General features: G+C 69.3%; 25 protein-coding genes. 16 read left to right on the top strand and 9 right to left on the bottom strand.

Annotation, left to right across the window (positions count from 1 at the left end; all coding sequences use genetic code 11):
- Nucleotides 1–230 precede the first annotated feature (230 nt).
- From DIE15_RS16130 to DIE15_RS16090, 9 genes are all read left to right on the top strand, one after another.
- Complete coding sequence (locus DIE15_RS16130) at nt 231–950, top strand: nitroreductase (RefSeq protein ID WP_124833780.1); 720 nt, start codon at nt 231–233, stop codon at nt 948–950.
- 146 nt (nt 951–1,096) lie between these two features.
- On the top strand, nt 1,097–1,585 hold the full coding sequence (locus DIE15_RS16125; RefSeq protein ID WP_124833779.1) for a hypothetical protein: 489 nt from the start codon (nt 1,097–1,099) through the stop codon (nt 1,583–1,585).
- Nucleotides 1,586–1,590: 5 nt separating this feature from the next.
- On the top strand, nt 1,591–2,406 hold the full coding sequence (locus tag DIE15_RS16120) for an endonuclease/exonuclease/phosphatase family protein (protein ID WP_057924568.1): 816 nt from the start codon (nt 1,591–1,593) through the stop codon (nt 2,404–2,406).
- 74 nt (nt 2,407–2,480) lie between these two features.
- Nucleotides 2,481–3,128 carry a LysE family translocator gene (locus DIE15_RS16115; protein ID WP_124833778.1) on the top strand — a complete coding sequence of 216 codons (648 nt, stop codon included), beginning with the start codon at nt 2,481–2,483 and terminating at the stop codon, nt 3,126–3,128.
- Between the two features lie 226 nt (nt 3,129–3,354).
- Complete coding sequence (locus DIE15_RS16110) at nt 3,355–4,125, top strand: ferredoxin--NADP reductase (RefSeq protein WP_059535031.1); 771 nt, start codon at nt 3,355–3,357, stop codon at nt 4,123–4,125.
- Nucleotides 4,126–4,538: 413 nt separating this feature from the next.
- On the top strand, nt 4,539–5,354 hold the full coding sequence (gene rqpS, locus DIE15_RS16105) for a quorum system sensor histidine kinase RqpS (RefSeq protein ID WP_124833777.1): 816 nt from the start codon (nt 4,539–4,541) through the stop codon (nt 5,352–5,354).
- A 7-nt stretch (nt 5,355–5,361) separates the two neighbouring features.
- A complete protein-coding gene (gene rqpR, locus DIE15_RS16100; RefSeq protein WP_057924572.1) occupies nt 5,362–6,018 on the top strand; it encodes a response regulator transcription factor RqpR in 657 nt (218 codons plus the stop codon).
- Nucleotides 6,019–6,234: 216 nt separating this feature from the next.
- Nucleotides 6,235–7,635 carry an amino acid permease gene (locus tag DIE15_RS16095; RefSeq protein ID WP_057924573.1) on the top strand — a complete coding sequence of 467 codons (1,401 nt, stop codon included), beginning with the start codon at nt 6,235–6,237 and terminating at the stop codon, nt 7,633–7,635.
- A 233-nt stretch (nt 7,636–7,868) separates the two neighbouring features.
- Complete coding sequence (locus DIE15_RS16090; RefSeq protein WP_057924574.1) at nt 7,869–8,894, top strand: XdhC family protein; 1,026 nt, start codon at nt 7,869–7,871, stop codon at nt 8,892–8,894.
- A 78-nt stretch (nt 8,895–8,972) separates the two neighbouring features.
- Here DIE15_RS16090 and DIE15_RS16085 read toward each other — a convergent pair whose 3' ends face one another.
- The 6 genes from DIE15_RS16085 to fliE all read right to left on the bottom strand — a co-directional run bounded on the left by DIE15_RS16085 (nt 8,973) and on the right by fliE (nt 13,100).
- Nucleotides 8,973–9,707, bottom strand: coding sequence for a PepSY-associated TM helix domain-containing protein (locus DIE15_RS16085; RefSeq protein ID WP_057924575.1), 735 nt, complete (start codon nt 9,705–9,707; stop codon nt 8,973–8,975).
- 267 nt (nt 9,708–9,974) lie between these two features.
- Nucleotides 9,975–10,301, bottom strand: coding sequence for an EscU/YscU/HrcU family type III secretion system export apparatus switch protein (locus tag DIE15_RS16080; RefSeq protein ID WP_057924576.1), 327 nt, complete (start codon nt 10,299–10,301; stop codon nt 9,975–9,977).
- On the bottom strand, nt 10,298–11,623 hold the full coding sequence (locus DIE15_RS16075; RefSeq protein WP_124833776.1) for a flagellar hook-length control protein FliK: 1,326 nt from the start codon (nt 11,621–11,623) through the stop codon (nt 10,298–10,300). The genes DIE15_RS16080 and DIE15_RS16075 overlap by 4 nt, the downstream gene beginning before the upstream one ends.
- Before the next feature lie 75 nt (nt 11,624–11,698).
- Nucleotides 11,699–12,031, bottom strand: coding sequence for a flagellar protein FliT (locus tag DIE15_RS16070; protein ID WP_057924578.1), 333 nt, complete (start codon nt 12,029–12,031; stop codon nt 11,699–11,701).
- Nucleotides 12,028–12,462: a flagellar export chaperone FliS gene (fliS, locus tag DIE15_RS16065; RefSeq protein WP_124833775.1), complete on the bottom strand. Its 435-nt coding sequence runs from the start codon at nt 12,460–12,462 to the stop codon at nt 12,028–12,030. Before fliS ends, DIE15_RS16070 begins: the two co-directional genes overlap by 4 nt.
- A 293-nt stretch (nt 12,463–12,755) precedes the next feature.
- A complete protein-coding gene (fliE, locus tag DIE15_RS16060) occupies nt 12,756–13,100 on the bottom strand; it encodes a flagellar hook-basal body complex protein FliE (RefSeq protein ID WP_057924580.1) in 345 nt (114 codons plus the stop codon).
- A gap of 249 nt (nt 13,101–13,349) precedes the next feature.
- Here fliE and fliF point away from each other — a divergent pair, with 249 nt between their 5' ends.
- Genes fliF through DIE15_RS16030 form a run of 6 tightly spaced genes read left to right on the top strand, consistent with a single transcriptional unit; the run spans nt 13,350 to nt 20,082 of the window.
- Nucleotides 13,350–15,113: a flagellar basal-body MS-ring/collar protein FliF gene (fliF, locus tag DIE15_RS16055; protein WP_057924581.1), complete on the top strand. Its 1,764-nt coding sequence runs from the start codon at nt 13,350–13,352 to the stop codon at nt 15,111–15,113.
- Nucleotides 15,103–16,098 carry a flagellar motor switch protein FliG gene (gene fliG / locus DIE15_RS16050; protein ID WP_057924582.1) on the top strand — a complete coding sequence of 332 codons (996 nt, stop codon included), beginning with the start codon at nt 15,103–15,105 and terminating at the stop codon, nt 16,096–16,098. Before fliF ends, fliG begins: the two co-directional genes overlap by 11 nt.
- Nucleotides 16,091–16,774, top strand: coding sequence for a flagellar assembly protein FliH (fliH, locus tag DIE15_RS16045; RefSeq protein ID WP_057924583.1), 684 nt, complete (start codon nt 16,091–16,093; stop codon nt 16,772–16,774). The genes fliG and fliH overlap by 8 nt, the downstream gene beginning before the upstream one ends.
- Nucleotides 16,768–18,309 carry a flagellar protein export ATPase FliI gene (gene fliI, locus DIE15_RS16040; RefSeq protein WP_124833774.1) on the top strand — a complete coding sequence of 514 codons (1,542 nt, stop codon included), beginning with the start codon at nt 16,768–16,770 and terminating at the stop codon, nt 18,307–18,309. The genes fliH and fliI overlap by 7 nt, the downstream gene beginning before the upstream one ends.
- Before the next feature lie 5 nt (nt 18,310–18,314).
- A complete protein-coding gene (gene fliJ / locus DIE15_RS16035) occupies nt 18,315–18,773 on the top strand; it encodes a flagellar export protein FliJ (RefSeq protein WP_124833773.1) in 459 nt (152 codons plus the stop codon).
- A gap of 31 nt (nt 18,774–18,804) precedes the next feature.
- Complete coding sequence (locus DIE15_RS16030; RefSeq protein WP_124833772.1) at nt 18,805–20,082, top strand: flagellar hook-length control protein FliK; 1,278 nt, start codon at nt 18,805–18,807, stop codon at nt 20,080–20,082.
- A 33-nt stretch (nt 20,083–20,115) separates the two neighbouring features.
- Here the strand turns inward: DIE15_RS16030 and DIE15_RS16025 are convergent, their stop codons facing one another.
- Nucleotides 20,116–21,756: a GMC family oxidoreductase gene (locus DIE15_RS16025; RefSeq protein ID WP_124833771.1), complete on the bottom strand. Its 1,641-nt coding sequence runs from the start codon at nt 21,754–21,756 to the stop codon at nt 20,116–20,118.
- Nucleotides 21,757–22,473: 717 nt separating this feature from the next.
- On the opposite strand from DIE15_RS16025, the gene DIE15_RS16015 reads away from it, so the two are divergent.
- Nucleotides 22,474–23,916: a coniferyl aldehyde dehydrogenase gene (locus DIE15_RS16015; protein ID WP_057924588.1), complete on the top strand. Its 1,443-nt coding sequence runs from the start codon at nt 22,474–22,476 to the stop codon at nt 23,914–23,916.
- 73 nt (nt 23,917–23,989) lie between these two features.
- On the opposite strand, the gene DIE15_RS16010 is transcribed toward DIE15_RS16015, so the two are convergent.
- Together DIE15_RS16010 and DIE15_RS16005 are read right to left on the bottom strand one after the other, a co-directional pair.
- Nucleotides 23,990–25,012: a serine/threonine protein kinase gene (locus DIE15_RS16010; RefSeq protein WP_409364301.1), complete on the bottom strand. Its 1,023-nt coding sequence runs from the start codon at nt 25,010–25,012 to the stop codon at nt 23,990–23,992.
- 58 nt (nt 25,013–25,070) lie between these two features.
- Nucleotides 25,071–25,283, bottom strand: a complete 213-nt coding sequence (locus DIE15_RS16005; RefSeq protein WP_011353523.1) for a hypothetical protein — start codon at nt 25,281–25,283, stop codon at nt 25,071–25,073.
- Between the last annotated feature and the right edge of the window lie 134 nt (nt 25,284–25,417).

Below are 25,417 nucleotides of genomic sequence, written 5' to 3'. Positions count from 1 at the left end.
ACCAACCTCGCTACCGCTGCCGTCACACAACCATCAGACCCTTACGATTTCAGTGTAGCGATCCCGCATCGGCGCGCAAGCAAGCAGCCGCGCGAGTCTGCTGCTAACACCGCGCGCGCACTGCAGCATCGCGCCGCACGGCGTATGATCGAAAGTTCACCGGCCGCCGCGCCGGCCTCGCCGACGGCGCCCGCGCGGCGGCGCGCGCGCTTCGTTTCGAAGGTATGCCGATGTCCGTCCCCGCTGCTGCCCCGCGCGTCGACCGCGACGCGATCCATGCCGTCGACGCCGCGCTCAAGTCGCGCCGCGCGATTCGCGCCTTCCTGCCGACACCCGTGCCGCGCGACACGCTCGAGGCGATCCTCGAAGCCGCGAGCCGCGCGCCGTCGGGCACCAACATCCAGCCATGGCACGTGTACGTCGCGACCGGCGCGGCGCGTGACGCGCTCGCCGCGGCCCTCACGGCGGCATACGACGATCCGGCGCGCGACGAGAAATATGTCGCCGAGTACGACTACTATCCGCGCGAATGGGTGTCGCCGTATATCGACCGGCGCCGCAAGGTCGGCTGGGACCTGTACGGCCTGTTGAACATCGGACGCGACGAAAAAGCCCGGATGCACGCGCAGCACGCGCGCAACTTCCGCTTCTTCGATGCGCCGGTCGCGCTGTTCTTCACGCTCGATCGCCTGATGACGCACGGCGCCTGGCTCGACTGCGGGATGTTCCTGCAGGGCGTGATGACGGCCGCACGCGCACGCGGCCTCGACACGTGCCCGCAGGCCGCGTTCGTGCCGTTCCACCGGGTCGTCGCCGAGCATCTCGGGATACCGGCGAACGAGCAGCTCGTCTGCGGGATGTCGCTCGGCCACGCGGATCCGGACGCGATCGAGAACCGCCTCGTCACCGAGCGCGCGAGCGTCGCCGAGTTCGCGCGCTTTTTCGCTTGAAAACGCGTGACGCGAACCTACCTTTCGATCAGGACCGGATCGTGCTGCGAACCCGCGGCGACGCGTCCTGTCAGACCACCGTCCAAATCGATCGGGCGTAAGATGTGCGTCCGTTCCCCGCTACCCCGCGTTTCCGGAGAAGTTCCATGCTGAAACACGGCCTGGCCGTCCTGCTCGCGAGCATCGCGCTCGCGGCCCATGCGCAGAGCCCCGCACCGGCCGTCGTCGCGTGGGAGATCCAGGTGGTGCGCGACAGTCAGACGATCGACACGTTCCAGCAACGCACCACCGTGGGTCAGACCCGCACCGACACCCATCGCTATCCGTCCGCCGTGCCCGTCGGCTGCGGCAATGCCGCGCGCGTCGTGCCGACCGAGCGCTCGCGCTCGGTGACGGTCGCGCCGCTCGCCGTCGACGACGCCGCGCACACGGTGTCGCTCGCGCTCGACGTGCAGGAAACCCTCGACGACGAAAACGCGACGCGCAGCGATCCATGCCTGCCCGCGTCGCCGCGGCAGATCGTCGCGAGCCATCCGGGGCTGGCGGTCGGCGGCGACGCGTGGACCGACTGGACGATCGTCGAGCAGCACCCGCATCTCGTCTACCGCGTGCGTGCGCACGCCGCAAAGGACTGAGCGCCATGTCCGCCGACGCCCTGTCCCTGCCGTTCGCCGAACCGCACGCCGCGCCCGACGAAATCACCGCGGTCAGCTGGAACCTGCACAAGGGCCGCTCGCCGCTCGGCTTCACCGCGTGGAACGCGATGCGCAACTGGATGCAGTCGACGCACGCCGACGTGTATTTTCTGCAGGAAGCGATGGCGCGCCGCATGCCGCGCCCGATGCTCGCCCCCGGCTTCGGTGCGCCGATGGACGACGCGGTCGACGACGTGTGGCACTGCCAGGCCACCGAGATCGCGCAGGCGCTCGACTGGCAGATCGCGCTCGGGCCGAACGTGTTCAAGCCGTCGTGGCGGCACGGCAACGCGATCCTGTCGCCGCATCCGCTCGATCTCGGCGGCCGCTGGGACATCTCCGCGCACCGCTTCGAGCGGCGCGGGCTGCTCGTCGCGCGTGCGACGCTCGCCGGCGCGCGCCCCGTCACGCTGCTGTGCGCGCACCTCGCGCTCACGCGTGCGGCGCGACTGCGCCAGATGCACTGGATCGCGCACTGGATCGTGCGCAACGCGGGCGACGATCCGCTCGTGCTCGCCGGCGACTTCAACGACTGGCGCAACGATTCGGTCGCGCTGTTCGGCGAGATCGGGTTGTCCGAGGTCGCGACGCTGCTCGGCCAGTCGGGCCGCACGTTCCCCGCGTTCTCGCCGGCGCTCGCGCTCGACAAGATGTTCGTGCGCGGGCTCACGCCGCTCGAATGGCAGGCACCGTCCGGCGAAACCGCGTGGCTGTCCGACCACCTGCCGTATATCGCGCGGCTGCGCCTCGATCAGCCGTGATGCAGCAGCGCCGCAAGTGCGGCCGCGCTGCGCGCGCTACAGTAGCGCTTTGCCCGCCCCGCCGTCGCGCCGCCATGAGCTACCTCCCGATCCTGCTGCAAATCGCCGTCGTCTATCTCGTCGCGGCGATCACGCCCGGCCCGAACTTCTTCATGATTTCGCAGTTGTCGCTCGCGGGGCGACGCAGCCTCGGCGCCGCGTCGGCACTTGGCGTGGGCACCGCGTCGGTCGCCTGGGCGACGCTCGCGATGCTCGGCCTCGCAGCCGTGCTGCACCAGGTCGAATGGCTGTACGAGACGATCCGGATCGGCGGCGCCGTCTATCTGGTGTATTTCGGCATCAAGCTGCTGCGCTCGGGCGTGCGCCGCGACGCGGCGCCGGCCGACACCGCGAATGCGAGCACGCCGCTGGCCGCGCCGCACGCTCGCGACTACCTGCGCGCCTATCGCGGCGGCCTGTTCACCTGCCTGACCAACCCGAAGTCGTGCGCGTTCTGGACCAGCGTGTTCGCGGCGATGCTGCCCGCGCACGTGCCGCTGTGGTTCAACGGCGCGGTGCTGGTGACGATCGGCGTGCTGTCGGCCGGCTGGTATTCGTGCGTCGCGTACCTGTTCGCGAGCCCGCGCGCGCAGCGCGGCTACCGGCGCGTGCGGCGCCCGCTCGACGCGCTGTGCGGCGCCGCGCTCGTCGGTCTCGGCGCGAAGCTCGCGGCCGACCGCTGAAAGCTCGTTGAAATGATTCGTTGCGCCAAATCCGCGCAGCCGCGCGGGTCAAGCCCGCATCTGCCCCAAGCAGGGTAAAATAGCGAGTTCCTCAATCGTCTGTCATCGAGAAGGCGCGTGTCCGACGCGCCGGCCGGCCGATCCGCGATCGGGCCGACGCACTCGGTTTTTTGCCCGTTTTTGGGCCCGTTACACGCGTTCGCTACGCGCGTCCGTTTTCAAAGCCATGAGCAAATACGACACCGCCACCGTCCAATCCGTCCATCACTGGACCGACACGCTTTTCAGCTTCACCTGCACCCGTGAGCCGAGCCTGCGCTTCAACAACGGCGAATTCACGATGGTCGGCCTCGAGGTCGACGGCAAGCCGCTCGCGCGCGCCTACTCGATCGTCAGCCCGAACTACGAAGAGCACCTCGAATTCTTCAGCATCAAGGTCCAGAACGGCCCGCTGACGTCGCGCCTGCAGCACCTGAAGGTGGGCGACTCGGTGCTGATCGGCAAGAAGCCGACCGGCACGCTCGTCGCCGACAACCTGCTGCCCGGCAAGACGCTGTGGATGCTGTCGACCGGCACGGGCCTCGCGCCGTTCATGTCGATCATCCGCGACCCGGACATCTACGAACGCTTCGACAAGGTCATCCTGACGCACACCTGCCGCCTGAAGGGCGAGCTGGCGTACATGGACTACATCAAGCACGACCTGCCGGGCCACGAATATCTCGGCGACATCATCAAGGAAAAGCTCGTCTATTACCCGACGGTCACGCGCGAAGCGTTCGACAACGAGGGCCGGATCACCGACCTGATCGCGACGGGCAAGCTGTTCACGGACCTCGGCGTGCCGGCGTTCTCGCCGGAAAACGACCGCGTGATGCTGTGCGGCAGCACCGCGATGCTGAAGGACACGACCGACCTGCTGAAGCAGGCCGGCCTCGTCGAAGGCAAGAACAGCGCGCCGGGCCACTACGTGATCGAGCGCGCATTCGTGGACTGATCGCCCCCGAATTTGTGCCGCATCAAGAACCGGAGCAAAAGCTCCGGTTTTTTTTCGTCCCGACTTGGCGAATTCGTAACAAACTGGGACCATCCCATCTCAAATAGTTACATTTTGATACGGGCTCGCCGGACGCTTTCGTGTCGGTATTTTTCCTACAACGGCTTCGTTCCGATTATTCACATTTACCCTTAAATGTCCGTCCAGCATGACGTTTTCCAATTTTTTGAGATATTATTCGCCCCGCGCGGTCGCCGATCGGGCGACCATTGAAGGGTCGGACTCAAACGTTACAAGATGTAACTTTTGTTACCTCTGCATGAGGCGATTCTCTGGCGGCAGCCGTCATCGAAACGGCAGCCGGTCCACGCAGCCAGCCGGTGTCTGAACCGCTTTCTGACAGCAGGGAGAGTATGGATACGTCGCTCAACGCGCCCCCGGGCGCCCACGCCCCGTTCCCGTCGCGGCCGCTCGCGCACAGCTGCGCCGAGGCCGCACCCGTGGCCGAAACCCTGCCCAAACGCGACGCCTGCGCTGCCCGGATCGCGGCGCTGTCCACCCAGTTGATGGTCGCCGACGAAGCGGCCCGCCGCTATCTGGCCGGCGAACTGCATGACGGGCTCGGCGCCGAACTCACCGCCGCACGTTTCGCGCTCGCAAACGTTCAAACGTGGCTGCCGGCCGATGCGCCGGACGGCTGCCTGCGCGCGCTCGAACTCGCGCAGCGGGCGCTCGACGCCGCAACCGACGCAAACCGCCGGCTGATCGACGAGCGCGACACACCGGCACTCGACGGCGGCCTCATCGGCGCACTGTCGGCGTGGGTCGACAGCCACGCGGCCCGCACCGGCCTGCGCACGAGCTTCGTCTGCGCGGCCGACGCGCGGCTCCCGCAGCTCGCCGGCGCCAGCGCGCTCGCGATCTTCCGCGTCGCGCAGGAAGCGCTGTCGAACGTCGCGAAGCATGCGCGCGCGGCGTCCGTCGACGTGCAGATCGACACGGACGGCTCGCATCTGTCGCTGATCGTCACGGACGATGGGACCGGTTTTGCCCGTAGCCGGCGCGCCGGCTACGGCCTCGCCGGCATGCGCGCCCGCTGCGAGGCGTTCGGCGGCAGCTTCGACGCGAGCGCACCGGAATCGGGGCGCGGCACGCGCGTCACCGCGCGCTTCGCGTGGGACTCGCTGTTCTCGGTGCCGGCCGCCGTGCGCCGCGCATCGCGTTCGTGAGGTCGTCATGAGCCTGAACATCCTGCTCGTTGACGATCACGCGATCGTCCGGCAAGGGATCCGCCACCTGTTGATCGACCGCGGCGTCGCGCGCGAAGTGACCGAAGCCGAGACCGGCAGCGATGCGGTGGCCGCCATCGACCGCCAAAGCTTCGACGTGATCCTGCTCGACATCTCGCTGCCGGACACGAACGGCATCGAGTTGCTCAAGCGCATCAAGCGCAAGCTGCCGGGCACGCCGGTGCTGATGTTCTCGATGTACCGCGAGGACCAGTACGCGGTGCGCGCGCTGAAGGCCGGCGCGTCCGGCTACCTGTCGAAGACGGTGAATGCCGCGCAGATGATCGGCGCGATCCAGCAGGTCGCGGCCGGCCGCAAGTACGTGAGCCCGGCGATGGCCGAGGCGCTCGCCGAATACGTGTCGTTCGAGAACGAACCGCTGCCGCACGAGAAGCTGTCGGATCGCGAATACCAGACGCTCTGCATGCTCGCGTCGGGCAAGCGCCTCACCGACATCGCGAACACGCTGTCGCTGTCGGTGAAGACGGTCAGCGTGTACCGGTCGCGGCTGCTCGAGAAGATGCGGCTGTCGAACAACGCGGAACTGACGTTCTACGTGATGAGCAATCGGCTCGTCGACATGGCGCCCGCGTCGGGCGCCTGATCCATCGCATTCACCGGCATCGCGCGATTCACCGCGCCGGCCTGCGCGAGGCCGGCCACGGCCGCCGCACATTGCATGCAAGCGCTTGTTTTATCGGACGATTCCGGAGCACACCGCTGCGCCGCAGCGGGTCTTCCGCGCCAAATCGGCTAAAATTCCGGGTTTTCACTCACTCGGCGCCGCCGCGCTTTCGCGCGCGCTGGAGACTCATCCGCAATGTCCCTCTTCCGCAAGAAAAACGTCGATCGCATGATCGCCGGTGCGCACGGCGCCGGGCTCAAGAAAGCGCTCGGCGCAATCGACCTCACCTTCCTCGGCATCGGCGCGATCATCGGCACCGGGATCTTCGTGCTGACCGGCACGGGCGCCGTGCAGGCCGGCCCCGCGTTGATGCTGTCGTTCGTGATCGCCGCGATCGCGTGCGGCCTCGCGGCGCTGTCGTATGCCGAATTCGCGTCGACGATTCCGGTCGCGGGCTCGATCTACACGTATTCGTACGCGACGCTCGGCGAGCTCGTCGCATGGATCATCGGCTGGGACCTGATGCTCGAGTACGGTCTCGCGGCGTCGGCCGTGTCGGTCGGCTGGTCGGGCTACCTGCAGTCGCTGCTGCAAGGCTTCGGGCTCTCGCTGCCGACCGTGCTGAGCGCCGCGCCCGGCGCGATCCCGGGCGTCGTCACGTGGTTCAACCTGCCCGCGTTCCTCGTGATGCTGGTGATCACGACGCTGCTGTCGATCGGCATCCGCGAGTCGACCCGCATCAACAACATCATGGTGTTCATCAAGGTGTCGGTGGTGCTGCTCGTGATTGCGGTCGGCCTGTTCCACGTGACGCCCGCGAACTGGAAGCCGTTCATGCCGCACGGCTGGAACGGCGTGTTCGGCGCGGCGGCCGTGATGTTCTTCGCGTTCATCGGCTTCGACGCGGTGTCGTCGGCCGCCGAGGAAGTGAAAAATCCGAAGCGCGACCTGCCGATCGGCATCATCGCGTCGCTCGCGGTGTGCGCGGTGCTGTACGTGACGGTCGCGGCGGTCGCGACCGGCATCGTGCCGGCGGCCCAGTACGCGAACGTGTCGCACCCGATCTCGTATGCGCTGCAGATCGCCGGCGAGAAGTGGGTTGCGGGCTTCATCGATCTCGGCGCGGTGCTCGGCATGCTGACCGTGATCCTCGTGATGAGCTACGGCCAGACGCGGATCATCTTCGCGATGTCGCGCGACGGGCTGCTGCCGGCGACGCTGTCGCGCGTGCATCCGCGCTACGCGACGCCGTTCCTGACGACCTGGCTCGTCGGCCTGTTCTTCGGGCTGATCGCAGCGCTCGTGCCGCTCAACGTGCTCGCCGAGCTGATCAACATCGGCACGCTCGCCGCGTTCTCGATGGTGTCGATCGCGGTACTGGTGCTGCGCCGCACGCACCCGGAACTGCCGCGCGCGTTCCGCTGCCCGGGCGTGCCGGTCGTGCCGATCCTCGCGGTCGGCGCATGCCTGTTCCTGATGCTGAACCTGCAGCCCATCACGTGGGCCGCGTTCGGCATCTGGCTCGTGATCGGCCTCGTGATCTACTTCCTGTATTCGCGGCACAACTCGAAGCTCGCCCGCGGCCACGCGGACTGACGCCCGGCGGCGACGCGCTGCGTCACCCCGTTTCAACGGCGCGCCCGTCTCGCGGGCGCGCCGTTTGCTTTTGCGGCGCGGCGGGCAGCCTGAACGGGGTGCCGACCGGCAACTCGAACCCGCAGCTCGAACCGGCCCTCCCGATCCCGCCACCGATCGGCCGCACGCCGGCGCTCGGCAAGCAAGGCTGCAGCGGGCGGTTCATAATGCGCGTCAATCAATGAGGTAACGACATGGAAAGTGTGGATCTCGACGTGTTGAAGTCGAGCGCGCGCTGGCTCGACGAAGGGCGCCGCGTGCTGCTCGTGACGGTCGTGAAGACGTGGGGCTCGTCGCCCCGCCCCGAGGGCGCGATGCTCGCGGTGCGCGAGGACGGGCTCGTGGTCGGCTCCGTGTCCGGCGGGTGCATCGAGGACGACCTGATCGCCCGCGTGCATGCAAGCGGCATCGCGGCCGATGCGCGCCCGGAAGCCGTCAAGTACGGCGTGACGGCCGAGGAAGCATACCGCTTCGGGCTGCCCTGCGGCGGCACGATCCAGCTCGTGCTGGAACCGCTCACGCGCGACAGCGGGATCGCCGCGTTGTGCGCCGAAGTGGAAGCCGGCCGCCTCATCACGCGCACGATGACGCTTGCGACCGGCCGCGCGTCGCTATCGCCCGCGCAGGCGACCGACGGGCTCGCGTTCGACGGCGAACGGCTCGTGACGATCCACGGGCCGCGCTACCGGATGCTCGTGATCGGCGCGGGGCAGTTGTCGCGCTATCTGTGCCAGATCGCGGTCGGGCTCGACTACCAGGTAACGATCTGCGATCCGCGCGAGGAGTACACGGATGCGTGGGACGTGCCGGGCACGCGCGTCGTGCGCACGATGCCCGACGACACGGTGCTCGACATGAAGCTCGACGCGCGTTCGGCCGTGATCGCGCTCACACACGACCCGAAGCTCGACGATCTCGCGCTGATGGAAGCGCTGAAGACGCCCGCGTTCTACGTGGGCGCGCTCGGCTCGCGGCGCAACAACGCGGCGCGGCGCGAGCGGCTGCTCGAATTCGACCTGACCGACGCGGAACTCGCGCGGCTGCACGGGCCGGCCGGCATCTATATCGGCAGCCGCACGCCGCCGGAAATCGCGATCTCGATCCTGGCCGAGGTCACGGCCGCGAAGAACAACGTGTCGCTGCCGACGATCCTTCAGGTCGAGGGGGCGAAAGCCGCCCGCGAGATCGCGGCAAACAACGGCGCGACCTGCGGCCTCTGAGGCCCGCCGACACCGACACCGGCGCACGGCCGTCGCGCGCCGGCGGCTAGCCGGCGTGTTTCGACTGCTGCGCCTGGGTCAAGCAAGGCCCGCGGCGAGCGCCGCGGCGACCGAGCCGGCCACCAGCACGACGCCGACCGTGCGGCGCTTGTTCAGCTCCGTCCACAGCAGCACGCCCGTCAGCGACAACAGGATCAGCGACCCCGCGATCGTGTCCATCAGCAGCACCCAGCCGAGATTCATGCCGACGCCGCGATGCAGGTTGTTCAGCGTCGTCAGGAACGTGTTGCCGGTGCGCTTCACCGACACGTAGCCGTTGCCGACCCAGTATTCGGCCTGCAGGTTCTGGTGCGGCCCGAACAGCCCCATCTGCCAGTGCTCGGGCTGCATCACGCGCTTGTCGCCCCAGGCGACCGGCTGCGCAGGCTCCTTGCGCATGCGGCCCGGCCGGCCGTCGAAATGCAGCTCGTGCTGCAGCCACTTCGTCATCGCGGCAGGCGACTTCGGCACCGGGTCCGGCAACGCGATCTGCATCTGCTCGACCTGCGGTTCGCCGGTCGAGATCTTCAGCGGCGGCGCGCGGTGATTGAGCAGCACGCCCGTCACGCCGAACAGCAGCCCGAGCACCGCGCCCCATAGCCCGACCCAGCCGTGCACCTTGCGCAGCCATTTGATGAAGGTCGCGCGGCGCGAACGCTGGCGGCGCGCCGCCAGTTCGGCGTCGCTCAGGGGACGTGCGGCCGGATGCGGCACGGTGACGCCCGCGGGGGGCCTGCCCGCCTGCGGCGGGGCGATCGTTTCGGGCGCGTTCACGCGAGAGTGTCCATTCGTTCAAAGCAACGGGCGGCGCACGGAAAACGTGTGCCGCCCGGAGAGCATGAAAATGAGAATGGATATCATTACACAAATGGCGCAGCCGCTCAATCCGCGGGCGCACGGCGCGCCAGCGCGAAACGCCCGCCGATGGCCGATGAAGCGTGCGGATTGCACGCCGATACCGGTCAATAGAAGAAAAATGCCGGCTGAATGATGACGAAAGACAGAGACAGCCTTTCGCAAGAAACCGCGGCCGCCGTGTACTCAGCGGCGCAGCGGCGGCAGCGGAAAGCGCGGCGCGGCGTCGCCCGGCTCGGGCTCTGGCTCGGTGCGATCGAGCGCATACAGCCACGCGAGCAGATCCGCGACGGCCTGGTAAAGCTGCGGCGGAATCCGGTCATCGAGGTCGACCTGCATCAGCAGCGACACCATCTCCGGCGCGGTATGCACGTACAGCCCCGCATCGCGCGCACGGGCGACGATCATCTCGGCGAGCAGGCCGTACCCCTTCGCGACCACGCGCGGCGCGGTATCGCCGCCTTTCGGATCGTAGACGAGCGCGGCCGCGCGCTTGCGCGACGTCATGCTCATCGCTGCACCTCGTCGTCGGCGCCCGGCGTGCCGCCAGCCGCGCCGCGCGCATACGCGGCGGCGGCCGCCTGCGCGACGCGCGGGTCGAAGCTGTCCGGTTCGTCGCCGACCGCGCGAATCGACAGCCCGCCGAGTTGCAGACCGGATCCCTCGAACCGCTGCCGCAGCGCGGCCTCGTTCCGCGTGAGCCGGTCGGCGCCGGCCGAATTCGCGCGCAGCCGTGCGACGAGCTGCTTGCCGTTCAACACCAGTTCCGCGTCGACCGTCCCGAGCGACGGCAGCGTCAGCGTCAGCCGCGTGCGCCATGCGAAACCGTCACCGCCATCGTCGCCGCTGCGCGACGCGTGGCCGCCCGGATCGTCGGGTTCGATCGTCCAGTCGAGCCGCGCGCCGGGCCATGCCTCGCCCGTCCAGCGGAACTGGTCGGTCGCGAGGGCATCGAGTTGCTGCCGGACGATCGGTACGGCCGCCGGATGCACGGAAGCTACTGCCTGCGCCTGCGGATCGGCCGATGCGGCGGCCAGTTCGGCGCGCGCGGGCGTCCAGCGCGTGTCGGGGCCGAGCGGGTCGTCCATTCCGGCCATACCCGACGCCGCGCCTTGCCGGGCAGCCGCCTGCGCGTTCTGCGCGAGCTCGTGCGGGGCTGCGCCCAGCTGCGTGGCGGGTCGCGGCGCGGCCGTCGGCAACGACAGACGCTGCGCGAGCAGTTCGTCGAGCACATCGGGCGCATCGTGCTGCGCGGCATCCGGAGCCGGCTGCACCGGCGCGGTCGTGAGACGCGCCTGCGGTTCGCGCATCAGCGCGGCGAGCGGCCGCTGGCCGGCCAGCCACTGCGCGAGATGGGATTCGTAAAAGAGCCCGCTTTCGCTCACGGCTTGCGCAAGCGCCGCGCGCAGCGCCGCGGCGGGCGACACGTCCGACGCAGCGCGCGCAGCCGCGACGTCGGACGCGGACAAAGGAGCGGAAGAAGCGGCGGCAGACGCGGCCGGACCGGCTGCCGGTTGTCCGTCCGGCGGCGCGGCCGCGCTCAGCAGCACGGCAGGATCGGCCAGCAGCGGCGTGCGTCCGGCAATCACCGGCGTCGCGACGCCGCCCGCGCGGGAGATCGCGTCGAGCGCAAGTGCCACGTCGGACAGCGCGGTCTGCGCGGACGCCGGCGGCGCGGCCGGCGGTGCGCCCGTCGAGGGCGGCGATGACACGCTGGCGCCCGGCGTGCCGACCTGCGCGGTCGCGCCGCCGGCGGACGCCGTCACGGTGCCGGTCAGCAGGCTGTCGAGGCGGCTCGCCAGCAGGGCGGCCGCAACGGAGTCGATACCGGTCATGATCGAAGCCTGCTCACCTCAGCCACATCGTTGCAAAGCCGGGGACGCGACAACCGCGGCCCCGGCAAACGGGCACTATCCGCGAGCGCGGTAGAGATCGGCCAATGCCTTGGTCGAGCACCGCGCCTCGAACAGCGCGGAAAGCCGCGCGACTTCGGGGCTCGCGAGATCGCGGATCGCGGCGTCGTCGGCGAGGATGCGGCGGATCAGCGCGAGCTTGCGGCCAAGATCCGATTCGTCGAGTGCGACGCCCGGATCGGCCTCCTTCAATCCGTCGACGAGCTGCAGGAATTCGGCCTGCAACGCCGGCAGCGCGCTCCAGTCGGCACCACGAGCAGCGCTCAGCATGCGGCCCGACACGGCCGCGAGCGCCTCGTAGCGAGCGAAGTATTCGGCCTTGCGATTCATCGCGCCACGTCCGCTGCCTGCTGCGCGGCCATCCGCGCGACTTCGGGGGCAATGCCCGTCCACGCTTCCTCGAGCGTGGCGAGCAGCCCGTCGACCTCGACCAGCATCGTGTCGCTTGCCTGCGCATTGGCCTGTAGCAGGCGCCGGCCGATATACGAATACAGCGCGTCGAGGCGCCCGGCGATCTCGCCGCCCGCGTTGCGGTTCAGCGCCGCCTGCAGGCCGCTTTCGACGATCCCGATCGCCTTGCCGATCGCTTCGCCGCGCGCGGGCACGTTGCCCTGCTGCAGATGCATGCGCGCAAGCGCGATGGCCTGCCGCGCGCCCTGGTACAGCATCGCGATCAGCCGGTGCGGGGAGGCGCCCATCACCCCTGTCTCGACGCCGACACGCGCGTACGCACTGGCTCCAGCGTGTCCTGGGGAAAACATGCGCTTCTCCTTGTGATGCGTTGGCTATGCGGAAGCCGCCGCCCTGCATTGCACGACGCGGCCTTGTACCGGAGTTATCGGAAGGGAATTGAAAAGCTTTAGGCTCGCGGGCCGCCGGCTCCGTCGGGCCGGCCGCCCCGGGGGTCGCCGTCCAGGTAGCTGCCCCCCGGATGGGCGTCGCCGGATGGGCGTCGCCGGGTGTGCGTCGCCGGGTGGCCGTCGCCGGGTGGCCGTCCCCGGATGCCCGTCCCCGGATGCCCGTCGCCGGTAGCCGTCCCCGGATGCCCGTCGCGTCACACCGACATCTGCATGATGTCGTTGTACGCGCTCACGAGCTTGTTGCGGACCTGGAGCCCGAACTGGAAGCCGATGTTGGCCTTCTGCATGTCGACCATCACGTCGTTCAGCGACACGTTCGCCGCGCCGACCTCGAACGCCTGCGCCTCGCCGAGCGCATGCTGCTGGTCGCCGCTGATCTTGTCGAGCGACGCCTTCATCGCGCTCGCGAACGTGCCGGCCGTCGCGGCGCCCGAGCCGGCGAGCGCCGCCGCCGGGCTCGCGGCGCCGCCGCTCGCCTGCGCGGCCATCGCCTGCATCTGTTGCAACACCGAACCGATTCCGCTGACGTTGGCAGCCATGCTGTCCCCAGACATAAGAGAAGAGACCCGGACGCACCGGGCGTTTCCGCCGGCGCCGCACCACGCGCACCATGCCGGATCGCGAAAAAGAATAGCAGCGCCGTGCGCGCCAAAGCCGCGAAAGTACGGGGGAAACCCCGCTCTTTTCGGTCGATCGGAGTCGCTCCCGGGTCCCGATAATCGCATCGTGTCATTGTCCGTCCGCTCGTCCGAGCGGCTCAGTCGTTCCGCTCCGGAGAAACTCCTCGCATGGATTCGCAGGCCAACTCGCTGATCAACCCCGACGCCCGCACGGGCCTCGCCAGCCCGGTGCCAGGCGCCACCGCGGCCGCCGCGTTGCCGGGAGCGGGCGGCGCCGGCGCGGACTTCGGGTTCGGCGGCTTCGCGGAACGCATCCCCGGCATCTCGCGGATGAAGGGCAATCCGAAGCTGCCGTTCGTGATCGCCGTCGCATTCGCGATTGCCGCGATCACCGCGCTCGTGCTGTGGAGCCGCGCGCCCGACTATCGCGTGCTGTACAGCAACCTGTCGGATCGCGACGGCGGCGCGATCATCGCCGCACTCCAGCAGGCAAACGTTCCCTACAAGTTCGCCGACGCCGGCGGCGCGATCCTCGTGCCGTCGAACCAGGTGCACGAAACGCGCCTGAAGCTCGCCGCGATGGGGCTGCCCAAGGGCGGCTCGGTCGGCTTCGAGCTGATGGACAACCAGAAATTCGGCATCAGCCAGTTCGCCGAGCAGGTGAACTACCAGCGCGCGCTCGAAGGCGAGCTGCAGCGCACGATCGAATCGATCAACGCGGTGCGCGGCGCGCGCGTGCATCTCGCGATCCCGAAGCCGTCGGTGTTCGTGCGCGACAAGGAGGCGCCGAGCGCGTCGGTGTTCGTCGACCTCTACCCGGGCCGCGTGCTCGACGAGGGCCAGGTGCAGGCGATCACGCGGATGGTGTCGTCCGGCGTGCCCGACATGCCGGCGAAGAACGTGACGATCGTCGATCAGGACGGCAACCTGCTGACGCAGACCGCATCGGCCTCCGGCCTCGACGCGAGCCAGCTCAAGTATGTGCAGCAGGTCGAGCGCAATACGCAAAAGCGCATCGACGCGATCCTCGCGCCGATCTTCGGCGCCGGCAACGCACGCTCGCAGGTCAGCGCGGACGTCGATTTCTCGAAGCTCGAGCAGACCTCGGAAAGCTACGGCCCGAACGGCGCGCCGCAGCAGGCCGCGATCCGCAGCCAGCAGACCAGCAGCGCGACCGAACTCGCGCAAGGCGGCGCATCGGGCGTGCCGGGCGCGCTGTCGAACACGCCGCCACAGCCGGCCTCCGCGCCGGTCGTCGCCGGCAACGGCCAGAACGGGCCGCAGTCGACGCCCGTCAGCGACCGCAAGGACCAGACGACCAACTACGAGCTCGACAAGACGATCCGCCATGTCGAGCAGCCGATGGGCAACGTGAAGCGGCTGTCGGTCGCCGTCGTCGTCAACTACCAGCCCGTCGCCGACGCGAAGGGCCACGTGACGATGCAGCCGCTGCCGCCCGCCAAGCTCGCGCAGATCGAGCAGCTCGTGAAGGACGCGATGGGCTACGACGAGAAGCGCGGCGACTCGGTGAACGTCGTGAACAGCGCGTTCTCGACCGTCAGCGACCCGTACGCCGACCTGCCGTGGTGGCGCCAGCCGGACATGATCGCGATGGCGAAGGAAGCCGCGAAGTGGCTCGGCATCGCGGCGGCCGCGGCGGCGCTCTATTTCATGTTCGTGCGCCCGGCGATGCGCCGCGCGTTCCCGCCGCCCGCGCCGGTCGCCCCGGCGCTCGCGGGGCCGGACGATCCGGTCGCGCTCGACGGCCTGCCCGCACCGGACAAATCCGACGAGTCAGATCCGCTGCTGCTCGGCTTCGAGAACGAAAGGAGCCGCTACGAACGCAACCTCGACTACGCGCGCACGATCGCCCGCCAGGATCCGAAGATCGTCGCCACCGTCGTGAAGAACTGGGTGTCCGATGAACGCTGAAGGCTTGACCAAGAGCGCGCTGCTGCTGATGTCGATCGGCGAGGAAGAGGCCGCGCAGGTATTCAAGTTCCTCGCGCCGCGCGAGGTGCAGAAGATCGGCGCCGCGATGGCCGCGCTGAAGAACGTCACGCGCGAGCAGGTCGAGGACGTGCTGCAGGAATTCGCGAAGGAAGCCGAGCAGCACACCGCGCTGTCGCTCGATTCGAGCGAGTACATCCGCTCGGTGCTGACCAAGGCGCTCGGCGAGGACAAGGCCAGCGTGCTGATCGACCGGATCCTGCAGGGCAGCGACACGAGCGGCATCGAGGGCCTGAAGTGGATGGACTCGGGCGCGGTGGCCGAACTGATCAAGAATGAGCATCCGCAGATCATCGCGACGATCCTCGTGCACCTCGACCGCGACCAGGCGTCCGAAATCGCGTCGTGCTTCACCGATCGGCTGCGCAACGACGTGATGCTGCGGATCGCAACGCTCGACGGCATCCAGCCGGCCGCGCTGCGCGAGCTCGACGACGTGCTGACCGGCCTGCTGTCCGGCAGCGACAACCTGAAGCGCAGCCCGATGGGCGGCATCCGCACCGCGGCCGAGATCCTCAACTTCATGACGAGCAATCATGAAGAAGGCGTGCTCGAAAGCGTGCGCCAGTACGACGCCGACCTCGCGCAGAAGATCGTCGACCAGATGTTCGTGTTCGAGAACCTGCTCGACCTCGAGGATCGCGCGATCCAGATGGTGCTGAAGGAAGTCGAATCGGAAACGCTGATCATCGCGCTGAAGGGCGCACCGCCCGCGCTGCGCCAGAAGTTCCTCGCGAACATGTCGCAACGCGCGGCCGAACTGCTCGCCGAGGATCTCGACGCGCGCGGCCCGGTGCGCGTGTCCGAAGTCGAGACGCAGCAGCGCCGCATCCTGCAGATCGTGCGCAACCTTGCCGAAAGCGGTCAGATCGCGATCGGCGGCAAGGCGGAAGACGCGTATGTCTGATTCCGCGCGCGACCGCGCCGGCACCCTCACCGCGTACCAGCGGTGGGAGATGGCGTCGTTCGATCCGCCTCCGCCCCCGCCGCCGCCCGACGATGCGGCAGCGGCTGCCGCCGCGCTCGCCGAGGAACTGCAGCGCGTGCGCGACGCCGCGCATGCCGAAGGCCATGCGGCCGGCCACGTCGAAGGTCAGGCCCTGGGTTACCAGGCCGGTTTCGACCAGGGCCGCGCGCAGGGTTTCGAGGCCGGCCAGGCCGAAGCCCGCGAACAGGCCGCGCAGCTCGCGGCGCTCGCCGCATCGTTCCGCGAAGCCGTGTCGAGCGTCGAGCACGATCTCGCGTCCGACCTTGCGCAGCTCGCGCTCGACATCGCGCAGCAGGTCGTGCGCCAACACGTGAAGCATGACCCGGCCGCGCTGGTTGCCGCCGTGCGCGACGTGCTCGCAGCCGAACCCGCGCTGTCCGGCGCGCCGCATCTCGCGGTGAATCCGGCCGACCTGCCCGTCGTCGAAGCGTACCTGCAGGACGATCTCGATACGCTCGGCTGGAACGTGCGCACCGACGCGTCGATCGAGCGCGGCGGCTGCCGCGCGCACGCCGCGACAGGCGAGGTCGACGCGACGCTGCCCACCCGCTGGCAGCGTGTCGCCGCCGCGATCGGCAAGGTGAGCGCATGGTGACGCCCACGCCCGAATCGATCCTGCACGACGGGATGACGCCGCTCGAGCGCGAACTCGCGCTCGCGTCGTTCGGCCCAGACAGCGCGCCTGACACCGCACACGGCGCCGATCCGCACGCGGCACCCGCATCGGACGATGCGCCGCGCGCACCGCACAATCCGCATCTCGCGCACTGGCGCACGCACCTGAACGGGCTCGCGACGCGCAGCCACCGCGCGCTGCCGCTGCGCCCGAGCGGGCGCCTCACGCGTGCCGCGGGCCTCGTGCTCGAGGCGATCGGGCTGCGCCTGTCGGTCGGCGCCGAATGCATGATCGAACTGCCGCCCGGCAGCACGCTGCCGCATGCGGAAGCGGAAGTCGTCGGCTTCTCCGGCGATCGCCTGTTCCTGATGCCGACCACCGACGTCGCCGGCGTCTTGCCCGGCGCCCGGGTATGGCCGCTCGAAAGCGCACCGGTCGCCGACCCGCTCGCGGGCGCGAAGCGGCTGCCGGTCGGCTGGGAAATGCTCGGACGCGTCGTCGACGCGTCGGGCCGCCCGCTCGACGGCCTGGGCCCGCTCGCGTCGAAGGTCGACGCGCCGCTGTCGGCCCCGTCGATCAACCCGCTCGATCGCGAGCCGATCCACCACGTGCTCGACGTCGGCGTGCGCGCGATCAACGCGCTGCTCACCGTCGGCCGCGGGCAGCGCATGGGCCTCTTTGCCGGTTCCGGCGTCGGCAAGTCGGTGCTGCTCGGCACGATGGCGCGCTACACGAGTGCGGAAGTGATCGTGATCGGGCTGATCGGCGAACGCGGCCGCGAAGTGAAGGAATTCATCGAACAGATCCTCGGCAAGGACGGGCTCGCGCGCTCGGTCGTCGTCGCGGCGCCGGCGGACGTGTCGCCGCTGCTGCGAATGCAGGGCGCCGCCTACGCGACGTCGCTCGCCGAGTATTTCCGCGACCAGGGCAAGCACGTGCTGCTGCTGATGGATTCGCTGACGCGCTACGCGATGGCGCAGCGCGAGATCGCGCTCGCGATCGGCGAGCCGCCCGCGACCAAGGGCTATCCGCCGTCGGTGTTCGCGAAGCTGCCGGCGCTCGTCGAGCGCACCGGCAACGGGCCCGAAGGCGGCGGCTCGATCACTGCGTTCTACACGGTGCTGACCGAAGGCGACGACCAGCAGGACCCGATCGCCGATTCGGCGCGCGCGATCCTCGACGGCCACGTCGTGCTGTCGCGCGCGCTCGCCGAGGCCGGCCACTATCCGGCGATCGACATCGAGGCATCGATCAGCCGCGCGATGACCGCGCTGATCGATGAAACGCATCTCGACCGCGTGCGGCAGTTCAAGCAGATGCTGTCGCGCTACCAGCGCAACCGCGACCTGATCGCGGTCGGCGCGTATGCACCCGGCCGCGACGCGCAGCTCGACCGCGCGATCGCACTCTATCCGCGCATCGAATCGTTCCTGCAGCAGGGCTTTCGCGAACGCGCGCCGTTCTCGTCGAGCCTCACCGCACTCGATGCGCTGTTCGACGTACACGGAGGCTGATCCCGATGCCACACGGCTTTCCCCTTCAACTGCTGCTCGATCGCGCGCAGGAAGATCTCGACACCGCCGCGAAGCAGCTCGGCACCGCGCAGCGCGACCGCACCGCGGCCGCCGAACAGCTCGATGCGCTGCTGCGCTATCGCGACGAATACCACGCGCGCTTCGCGCAGTCCGCGCAGCACGGGATGCCCGCCGGCAACCTGCGCAATTTCCAGTCGTTCATCGACACGCTCGACGCGGCAATCGCGCAGCAGCGCAACGTGCTGGCCGCGGCCGAGCTCCGCATCGACGAAGCGCGCCCGAACTGGCAACAGAAGAAACGCACCGTCGGCTCATACGAAACCCTGCAGGCGCGCGGCGTCGCGCAGGAAGCGCAGCGTGCCGCGAAGCGCGAACAGCGCGACGCCGACGAACACGCCGCCAAAATCCTGCGCATGCGGGCCGATGCGGCCCGCTCGGCGTAACCGCTCACCGCTTTCGAACGAGAGAATCGCCATGCCTCCCCTGCCCCTGCTCGGCGCGCTGCTCGACACCGCCGGCATCGCACTCAAGGCCGTCCGCGGCGCGAGTTCGTCCGCCAGCGACGATGCCGCAAACAGCCCGGCCGCCGTGCCGTTCGCGCAGACGCTGAAGCGAAGCGTCGTCACGCGGCACGACACGGCGAACGCCGGCAAGCCGGACGCCGCGACGAAACACGCGTCGTCGACGCCGGCCGCCGGCACGAAACCCGCCGACCGCGACGACGAGAAGTCGGCCGACGACGCGAACGCGACGTCCGGTCCCGACGCCGCCGCGCTCGCCGCGGCGGCGGCCGTGCAGGCACAGCTGCAGGCGCGCGAGAACGGCGCGGCGCCGGCCGATGCCACCGCCGCGCAAACGACCGCCGTGTCCGGCCAGCCTGACGCCACGGCGGCGCTGGCGAATCATGCAGGCAAGGATGCGGCCGCCGTGCCGGCATCGGGCCGCGACGCACTGCAGGGCGCGCTGGCGAGACTGACCGGCGGTGCGGGGGCGATCGCGATGCCCGGGACGGGCACGGCAGCGGCCGATGCACCGCTGACGCCGCAAGTCCCGACCTTCGACCACACGCTCGCCGACGCGAAAGGCACGCTCGCGACGCAGCAGACGCCCACGCAAGCCACCGCCCTGGCGCTGCAGGCCGGCGCGACCGGCCAGTCCGCGGCACACGCACTCGCGGCCGACGGGGAAACCGCCAGCCCGGCCGCCGACGCATCGGTCGCGGCAGCCACAGCGGCGGCGGCGGCCGCCCAGGCGAACGTCGCGACGGCGCCCGCCGCAAGCTCGATCGCCGCGGCCAACGCGCACGTGCTGGCCCCGCATGTCGGCACGGCCGACTGGACCGATGCGCTGAGCCAGAAGGTCGTGTTCCTGTCCAATGCGCACCAGCAGAGCGCCGAGCTGACGCTGAACCCGCCGGACCTCGGCCCGCTGCAGGTCGTGCTGCGCGTGGCGGACAACCACGCGCATGCGCTGTTCGTGTCGCAGCACGCACAAGTGCGCGACGCGGTGGAAGCCGCGCTGCCGAAGCTGCGCGAAGCGATGGAGGCGGGTGGGCTCGGCCTGGGCAGCGCGACCGTCAGCGACGGCGGCTTCGCGTCGCAACAGAACCCGCAACAGAACTTCGCCGGCGGCCGGTCGTCGCCGCGCGCACGCGCCGGAACGTCAGCCGTCGACGCACCGCTCGACGCTGCGCAATCCGCAGCGGCCGGCGCGACCGTGAGCCGCGCGGGCCTCGTCGATACGTTCGCCTGAGCATCGCGTCGGCCGCGAGCCGGTGCACGCCGTTCAGCGGCCGTGCGCCGCCGCGGCCGCCTCGCCGCGCGGCACGCCGCCCCGACGCGCCGAGACGATGAAGTCCGCCGCGCGTTCGCCGATCATCACGGACGGCGCATTCGTGTTGCCGCCAATCAGCGTCGGCATCACCGACGCATCCACCACCCGCAGCCCCTCGACGCCACGCACGCGCAGTTGCGGATCCACGACCGCCCGCGCATCCGAACCCATCCGGCAGGTGCCGACCGGGTGATAGATCGTGTCGGCATGCGCGACGATCGTCGCGCGCAGCTCCGCTTCGCTCTGGTCCGCGCGCGTGTACAACTCGCGCCCGCCCTGCGACGCGAGCGGCGCCTGCGACAGGATGCGGCGCATCGCCTGCGCGCCGCGCACGAGCAGATCGAGATCGCGCGTATCACTGAAGAAACGGGGATCGATCAGCGGCGCGTCGCGCGCATCGCCACTCGCAAGCGCGACCGTGCCGCGGCTGAACGGCCGTAGCGCACATACGTGCAGCGAATACCCGAAGCCCCAGTGCATCTTGCGGTTGTGATCGTCGACGAGCGCCGTGCAGAAATGCAGCTGCAGGTCCGGACGATCGAGCGACGGATCGCTCTTGATGAAGCCGCCCGCCTCCGCGACGTTGCTCGTCATCATCCCGGTGCGGCTCGAGAAATAGCGCGCGAGCGCCGGCGTCATCTTCGCGATCCCGCGCAGGCAGACGCCGACCAGCTCCGACGAATTCACGCGCGTGTTGATGATGAAGTCGATATGGTCGATCAGGTTGGTGCCGACGTCCGGCGCGTCCTGCACGACCGCGATCCCGTGCCGACGCAGCTGTTCCGCCGGACCGATCCCCGAGCACATCAGCAGTTGCGGCGAATTGAACGCGCCGGCCGACAGGATCACCTCCGCGCGCGCGCCGAGCGTCTCGATGCGTCCGTCGCGCGACACCACGACGCCGACCGCGCGCTTGCCGTCGAAGCCCACGCGCAGCACCGTCGCGTCGGTGATCACGCGCAGGTTCGGCCGGTTGCGGCCGTAGATGTACGCACGCGCGACGCTGCAGCGCGAGCCGTCGCGATGCGTGACCTGATAGAAGCCGACGCCTTCCTGTGTCGCGCCGTTGAAATCGTCGTTGAGCGGATAGCCGGCCGCGTGCGCGGCCTGGATGAATCGTTCGGAGAACGGATTACGAAAGCGCAGATCGGAAACCGTCAACGGGCCGTCCGCGCCATGCCACATATCGGCGCCGCGCGCGTTGCCTTCCGCACGGCGGAAATACGGCAGCACGTCCTGCCAGCCCCAGCCCGTGGCGCCGAGTTGTGCCCACTCGTCGTAGTCGCCCGGGTGGCCGCGCGTGTAGATCATCGCGTTGATCGCGCTCGAGCCGCCCATCCCGCGCCCGCGCGGCTGGTAGCCGCGGCGGCCGCCGAGGCCCGGCTGCGGCACTGTCTCGTAACCGTAGTTCGTGCCCAGCTTGAACGGCACGAGCGCCGCGATCCCCACCGGCATGTTGACGAGCAGGTTGCGCTCCGTATGCGAACCGGCCTCGATCAGCGCGATCGTCGCGTCGGGGCATGCATCGGCGAGGCGGCTGGCAAGGCTCGACCCGCCCGACCCTCCGCCGACGATGATGTAGTCGTATTGCATGTCACGTCTCCTTCGTGTCATGAACGGCGCCCGGCGCGGACCGGCTCCCGCTTGTAATGTTCGGGCATTGTAGGAATGGCCGTCGCGCGCGCGGCGCGCCGATTCAAGAGCGATTCCTCTAAACGCCCGCGTGAACTAAATTTAAGATGTATCGATCGATGCGACGCGCTGCACCGGCCGCCAGAAGCCGCGCCGTCGCGAAACTGGGGAGACGACGATGCAGCGCGACGTTCTGCAGGCCGCGTGCCGACCGGGTGATCCGGACGCACCGCGCGCGGCCCGCATTTCATTTCAAACGGATGCCCGGTCGGTGACGTGCGACACCGTGCGCGTGCCCGGTCGAAATCGAACGACGCCACGTGTCGCCGACCGTTTGGATGGCGCGTCGCACGAGCGGCACGACGAGCCAGTGCGTATGTCGCCGCGCGCCGCGTGCCGCCCCGCTTCGGTGCGCCGGCAAGCGCTCTCAGCGCGCGATCGTGCCCCCATCGGAAATCGCATCGGGCCGTCCACGCGAGCCGTGCAATCCCGTTTTCGGACGCGAACACCGTCGCGCGGATGCGACGGTTGCCGCACGCTGCCCCCTGTATTCGCCCGCGCGTCGCATCCGGCCCCGCGCCGCGCGACGCACGCCAATCCCGCCCCGCCACGCTCGCCGAGCGGGTACGTGCGACCTGACTGCTGGCCGACGTGCCACGCTCAACTGGAGGAGACGACATGAAGAACGATCTGCCCGAACTGGCCCCGCAAGCGCTGCCGTCGGTCGATGCGCTGACGACGCTGCTGCACGACCAGCGCGCGGCCTACCTGCGCACGCCGTATCCGGAGTGGGACACCCGCGCGCAGCACCTGCGCGCGCTGCGCACGATGCTGATCGATCACGCGGATGCGCTTGCCGATGCGATCAGCGCCGACTTCGGGCATCGCGCGAAGCAGGAAGTGCTGCTGTCGGAAATCTGGATGGCGAAGGAAGAGATCGACGACGCGCTCAAGCACGGCAAGCGCTGGATGAAGCCGATCCGCAAGCCGATGAACAAGTGGCTGCGGCCGGCGCGCGCGAAGGTGCTGCCGCAACCGCTCGGCGTGATCGGCATCGTCGTGCCGTGGAACTATCCGATCCTGCTCGCGGCCGGGCCGCTGATTTGCGCGCTCGCGGCCGGCAACCGCGCGATCATCAAGATGTCCGAACTGACGCCGCGCACGTCGGCGCTGTTCGAGCAACTGATCGCGAAGACCTTCTCGCGCGATCACGTCGCGGTCGTGAACGGCGATGCCGAGATCGGCGCCGCATTCAGCGCGCTGCCGTTCGACCACCTGCTGTTCACCGGCTCGACACACGTCGGCCGCCACGTGATGCGCGCGGCCGCCGACAACCTCACGCCCGTCACGCTCGAGCTCGGCGGCAAGTCGCCGGCGATCGTCGGCCCGAATGCGCGCTTCGATGCGGCCGTCGACGCGATCATCGGCGGCAAGACGCTGAACGCGGGCCAGACCTGCATCGCGCCCGACTACGTGCTGCTGCCGCGCGGGATGGAAGGCGCGTTCATCGAGCGCGCGCGCGCACGCTTCGCGAAGCTGTATCCGGACCTGTCGACCAACGGCGACTACACGACGATCGTATCGCCGCGTCATTACGCGCGGCTGCAACAGCTTGCGACCGACGCGCAGGCGGCCGGCGCGCAACTGCATCCGCTGTCGGACGCGCAGTCCGATCCCGCGTCGCGCCGCTTCGTGCCGTGCGCGGTCACGCACGCGCCAGCCGCGTCACAGCTGATGCAGGAGGAAATCTTCGGGCCGCTGCTGCCGCTCGTGCCGTACGAGCGGCTCGACGAAGCAATCGCCTATGTGAACGCGCGTCCGCGGCCGCTCGCGCTATACCTGTTCGACGAGGACGGCGGCACGATCGACCGCGTGATGCGCGAAACGATCTCGGGCGGCGTGACGGTCAACGACGCGCTGATGCACATCGCGTGCGGCAGCTTGCCGTTCGGCGGTGTCGGCGCGAGCGGAATGGGTGCGTATCACGGCTACGACGGCTTCGTGACGTTCTCGAAGATGAAGCCCGTGCTCACGCAGGCGCGCCTGAACACCCGCGGGCTGATCGCGCCGCCTTACGGCAAACGCTTCGCCGCGGTGATCAGGATGATGCTGAAGTTCTGAGCGATGCGGGCCGCGCACAACGCGCGGCCGCCCACTTCGCAAATGCCGCGCGGCGACGCTGCCGCGCGCGCCGTCACACGTGCCAGAGCGGCCCTTCCTGCATCGCGCCGATCTGCTCGCGCAGCTCGAGTACGCGTGCTTCCCAGTAGCGGTGCGTGTTGAACCACGGGAACGCGGCCGGAAACGCCGGATCGTCCCAGCGGCGGGCAAGCCAGGCCGCGTAATGAATCAACCGCAGCGTGCGCAGTGCCTCGACCAGATGCAGCTCGCGCGGCTCGAATTCGCAGAAGTCCTCATAACCGGCGAGCAGGTCCGCGAGCGCGCGCGACGCGCCTTCACGATCGCCCGGCAGCAGCAGCCACAGGTCCTGCACCGCGGGCGCCATCCGGCTGTCGTCGAAGTCAACGAAATGCGGGCCCGCGTCGGTCCACAGCACGTTGCTCGGATGGCAGTCGCCGTGCGTGCGCAGCAGGCGGATGTCGCCTGCGCGCTCGAACGCAGCCTCGACGCCTTCCAGCGCGAGCGCGACCGCCGTCTCGTAGGCGGGCCGAACATCGTCGGGAAGAAAGTCGTGCGCGAGCAGGTAATCGCGCGGCTCGTAGCCGAAGGTGCCGATGTCGAGCACCGGACGCGCGACGTACGGCTGCGTCGCGCCGACCGCGTGGATTCGACCGATGAAACGGCCGAGCCATTCGAGCGTGTCGCTGCGGTCGAGATCGGGCGCGCGGCCGCCGCGCCGCTCGAAGATCGAGAAGCGGAAGCCGTCGAACGCGTGGAGCGTGCGGCCGTCGAACACGCGCGCGGGCACCGCCGGAATCTCGCGCGCGGCGAGTTCGGCGACGAACGCGTGTTCTTCCAGGATCGCGTCGTCCGTCCAGCGCGCGGGCCGGTAGAACTTCGCGACGACGGGCGGGCCGTCTTCGATGCCGACCTGGTAGACGCGGTTTTCGTAGCTGTTCAGGGCGAGCAGGCGCCCGTCGGTGCGTAACCCGGCCGGCATCAGCACGCTGTCGAGCGCGTCGAGCACGCACTCGGGCGTGAGGCCGGCGAACGGCGGGCCGGCGGGAGCAGCAGGGGCGGAAGTGACGTCTTTCATGCCCCGCATTGTGCCGTCAGCCGCGCCGAAACACGAGCGTCCGGTGCGGCACGCATGCTCAGTGGAGCGCGGCGCCGGCCGGCAGCACGGATTCGCCGGTGTCGATCAGGTCCTCGAGAAAGAACGGCTCGGTGTTGAGTTCCTTCGACTCGCCCGGCACGCCCGCGTACCAGGTCACCATGGCCATGTCGCCCAGAACGCGCTGGACGATGCCGCGCGCGCCCTTCGGCACCGCGATATGGGTAGTACAGACAATCGACCCGACATGCATGATGGTTCCCCACTCTTGAAACTTTGAAACCCGGCCCGCTGGCGAGCCGGCAAATGCACGATCCGCGCCGCCCTCGCCGGGGTGTTGCGCGTGATCCCATTGTTCACGGTTTATCGAAGCGCGAAAAGAAGAAG

The organism is Burkholderia sp. Bp9031 (genome assembly GCF_003857965.1).
GTDB lineage: Bacteria > Pseudomonadota > Gammaproteobacteria > Burkholderiales > Burkholderiaceae > Burkholderia > Burkholderia ambifaria_A.
The sequence above is the reverse complement of the archived record's forward strand: the minus strand, read 5'-3'. Positions and strand labels throughout refer to the sequence as shown.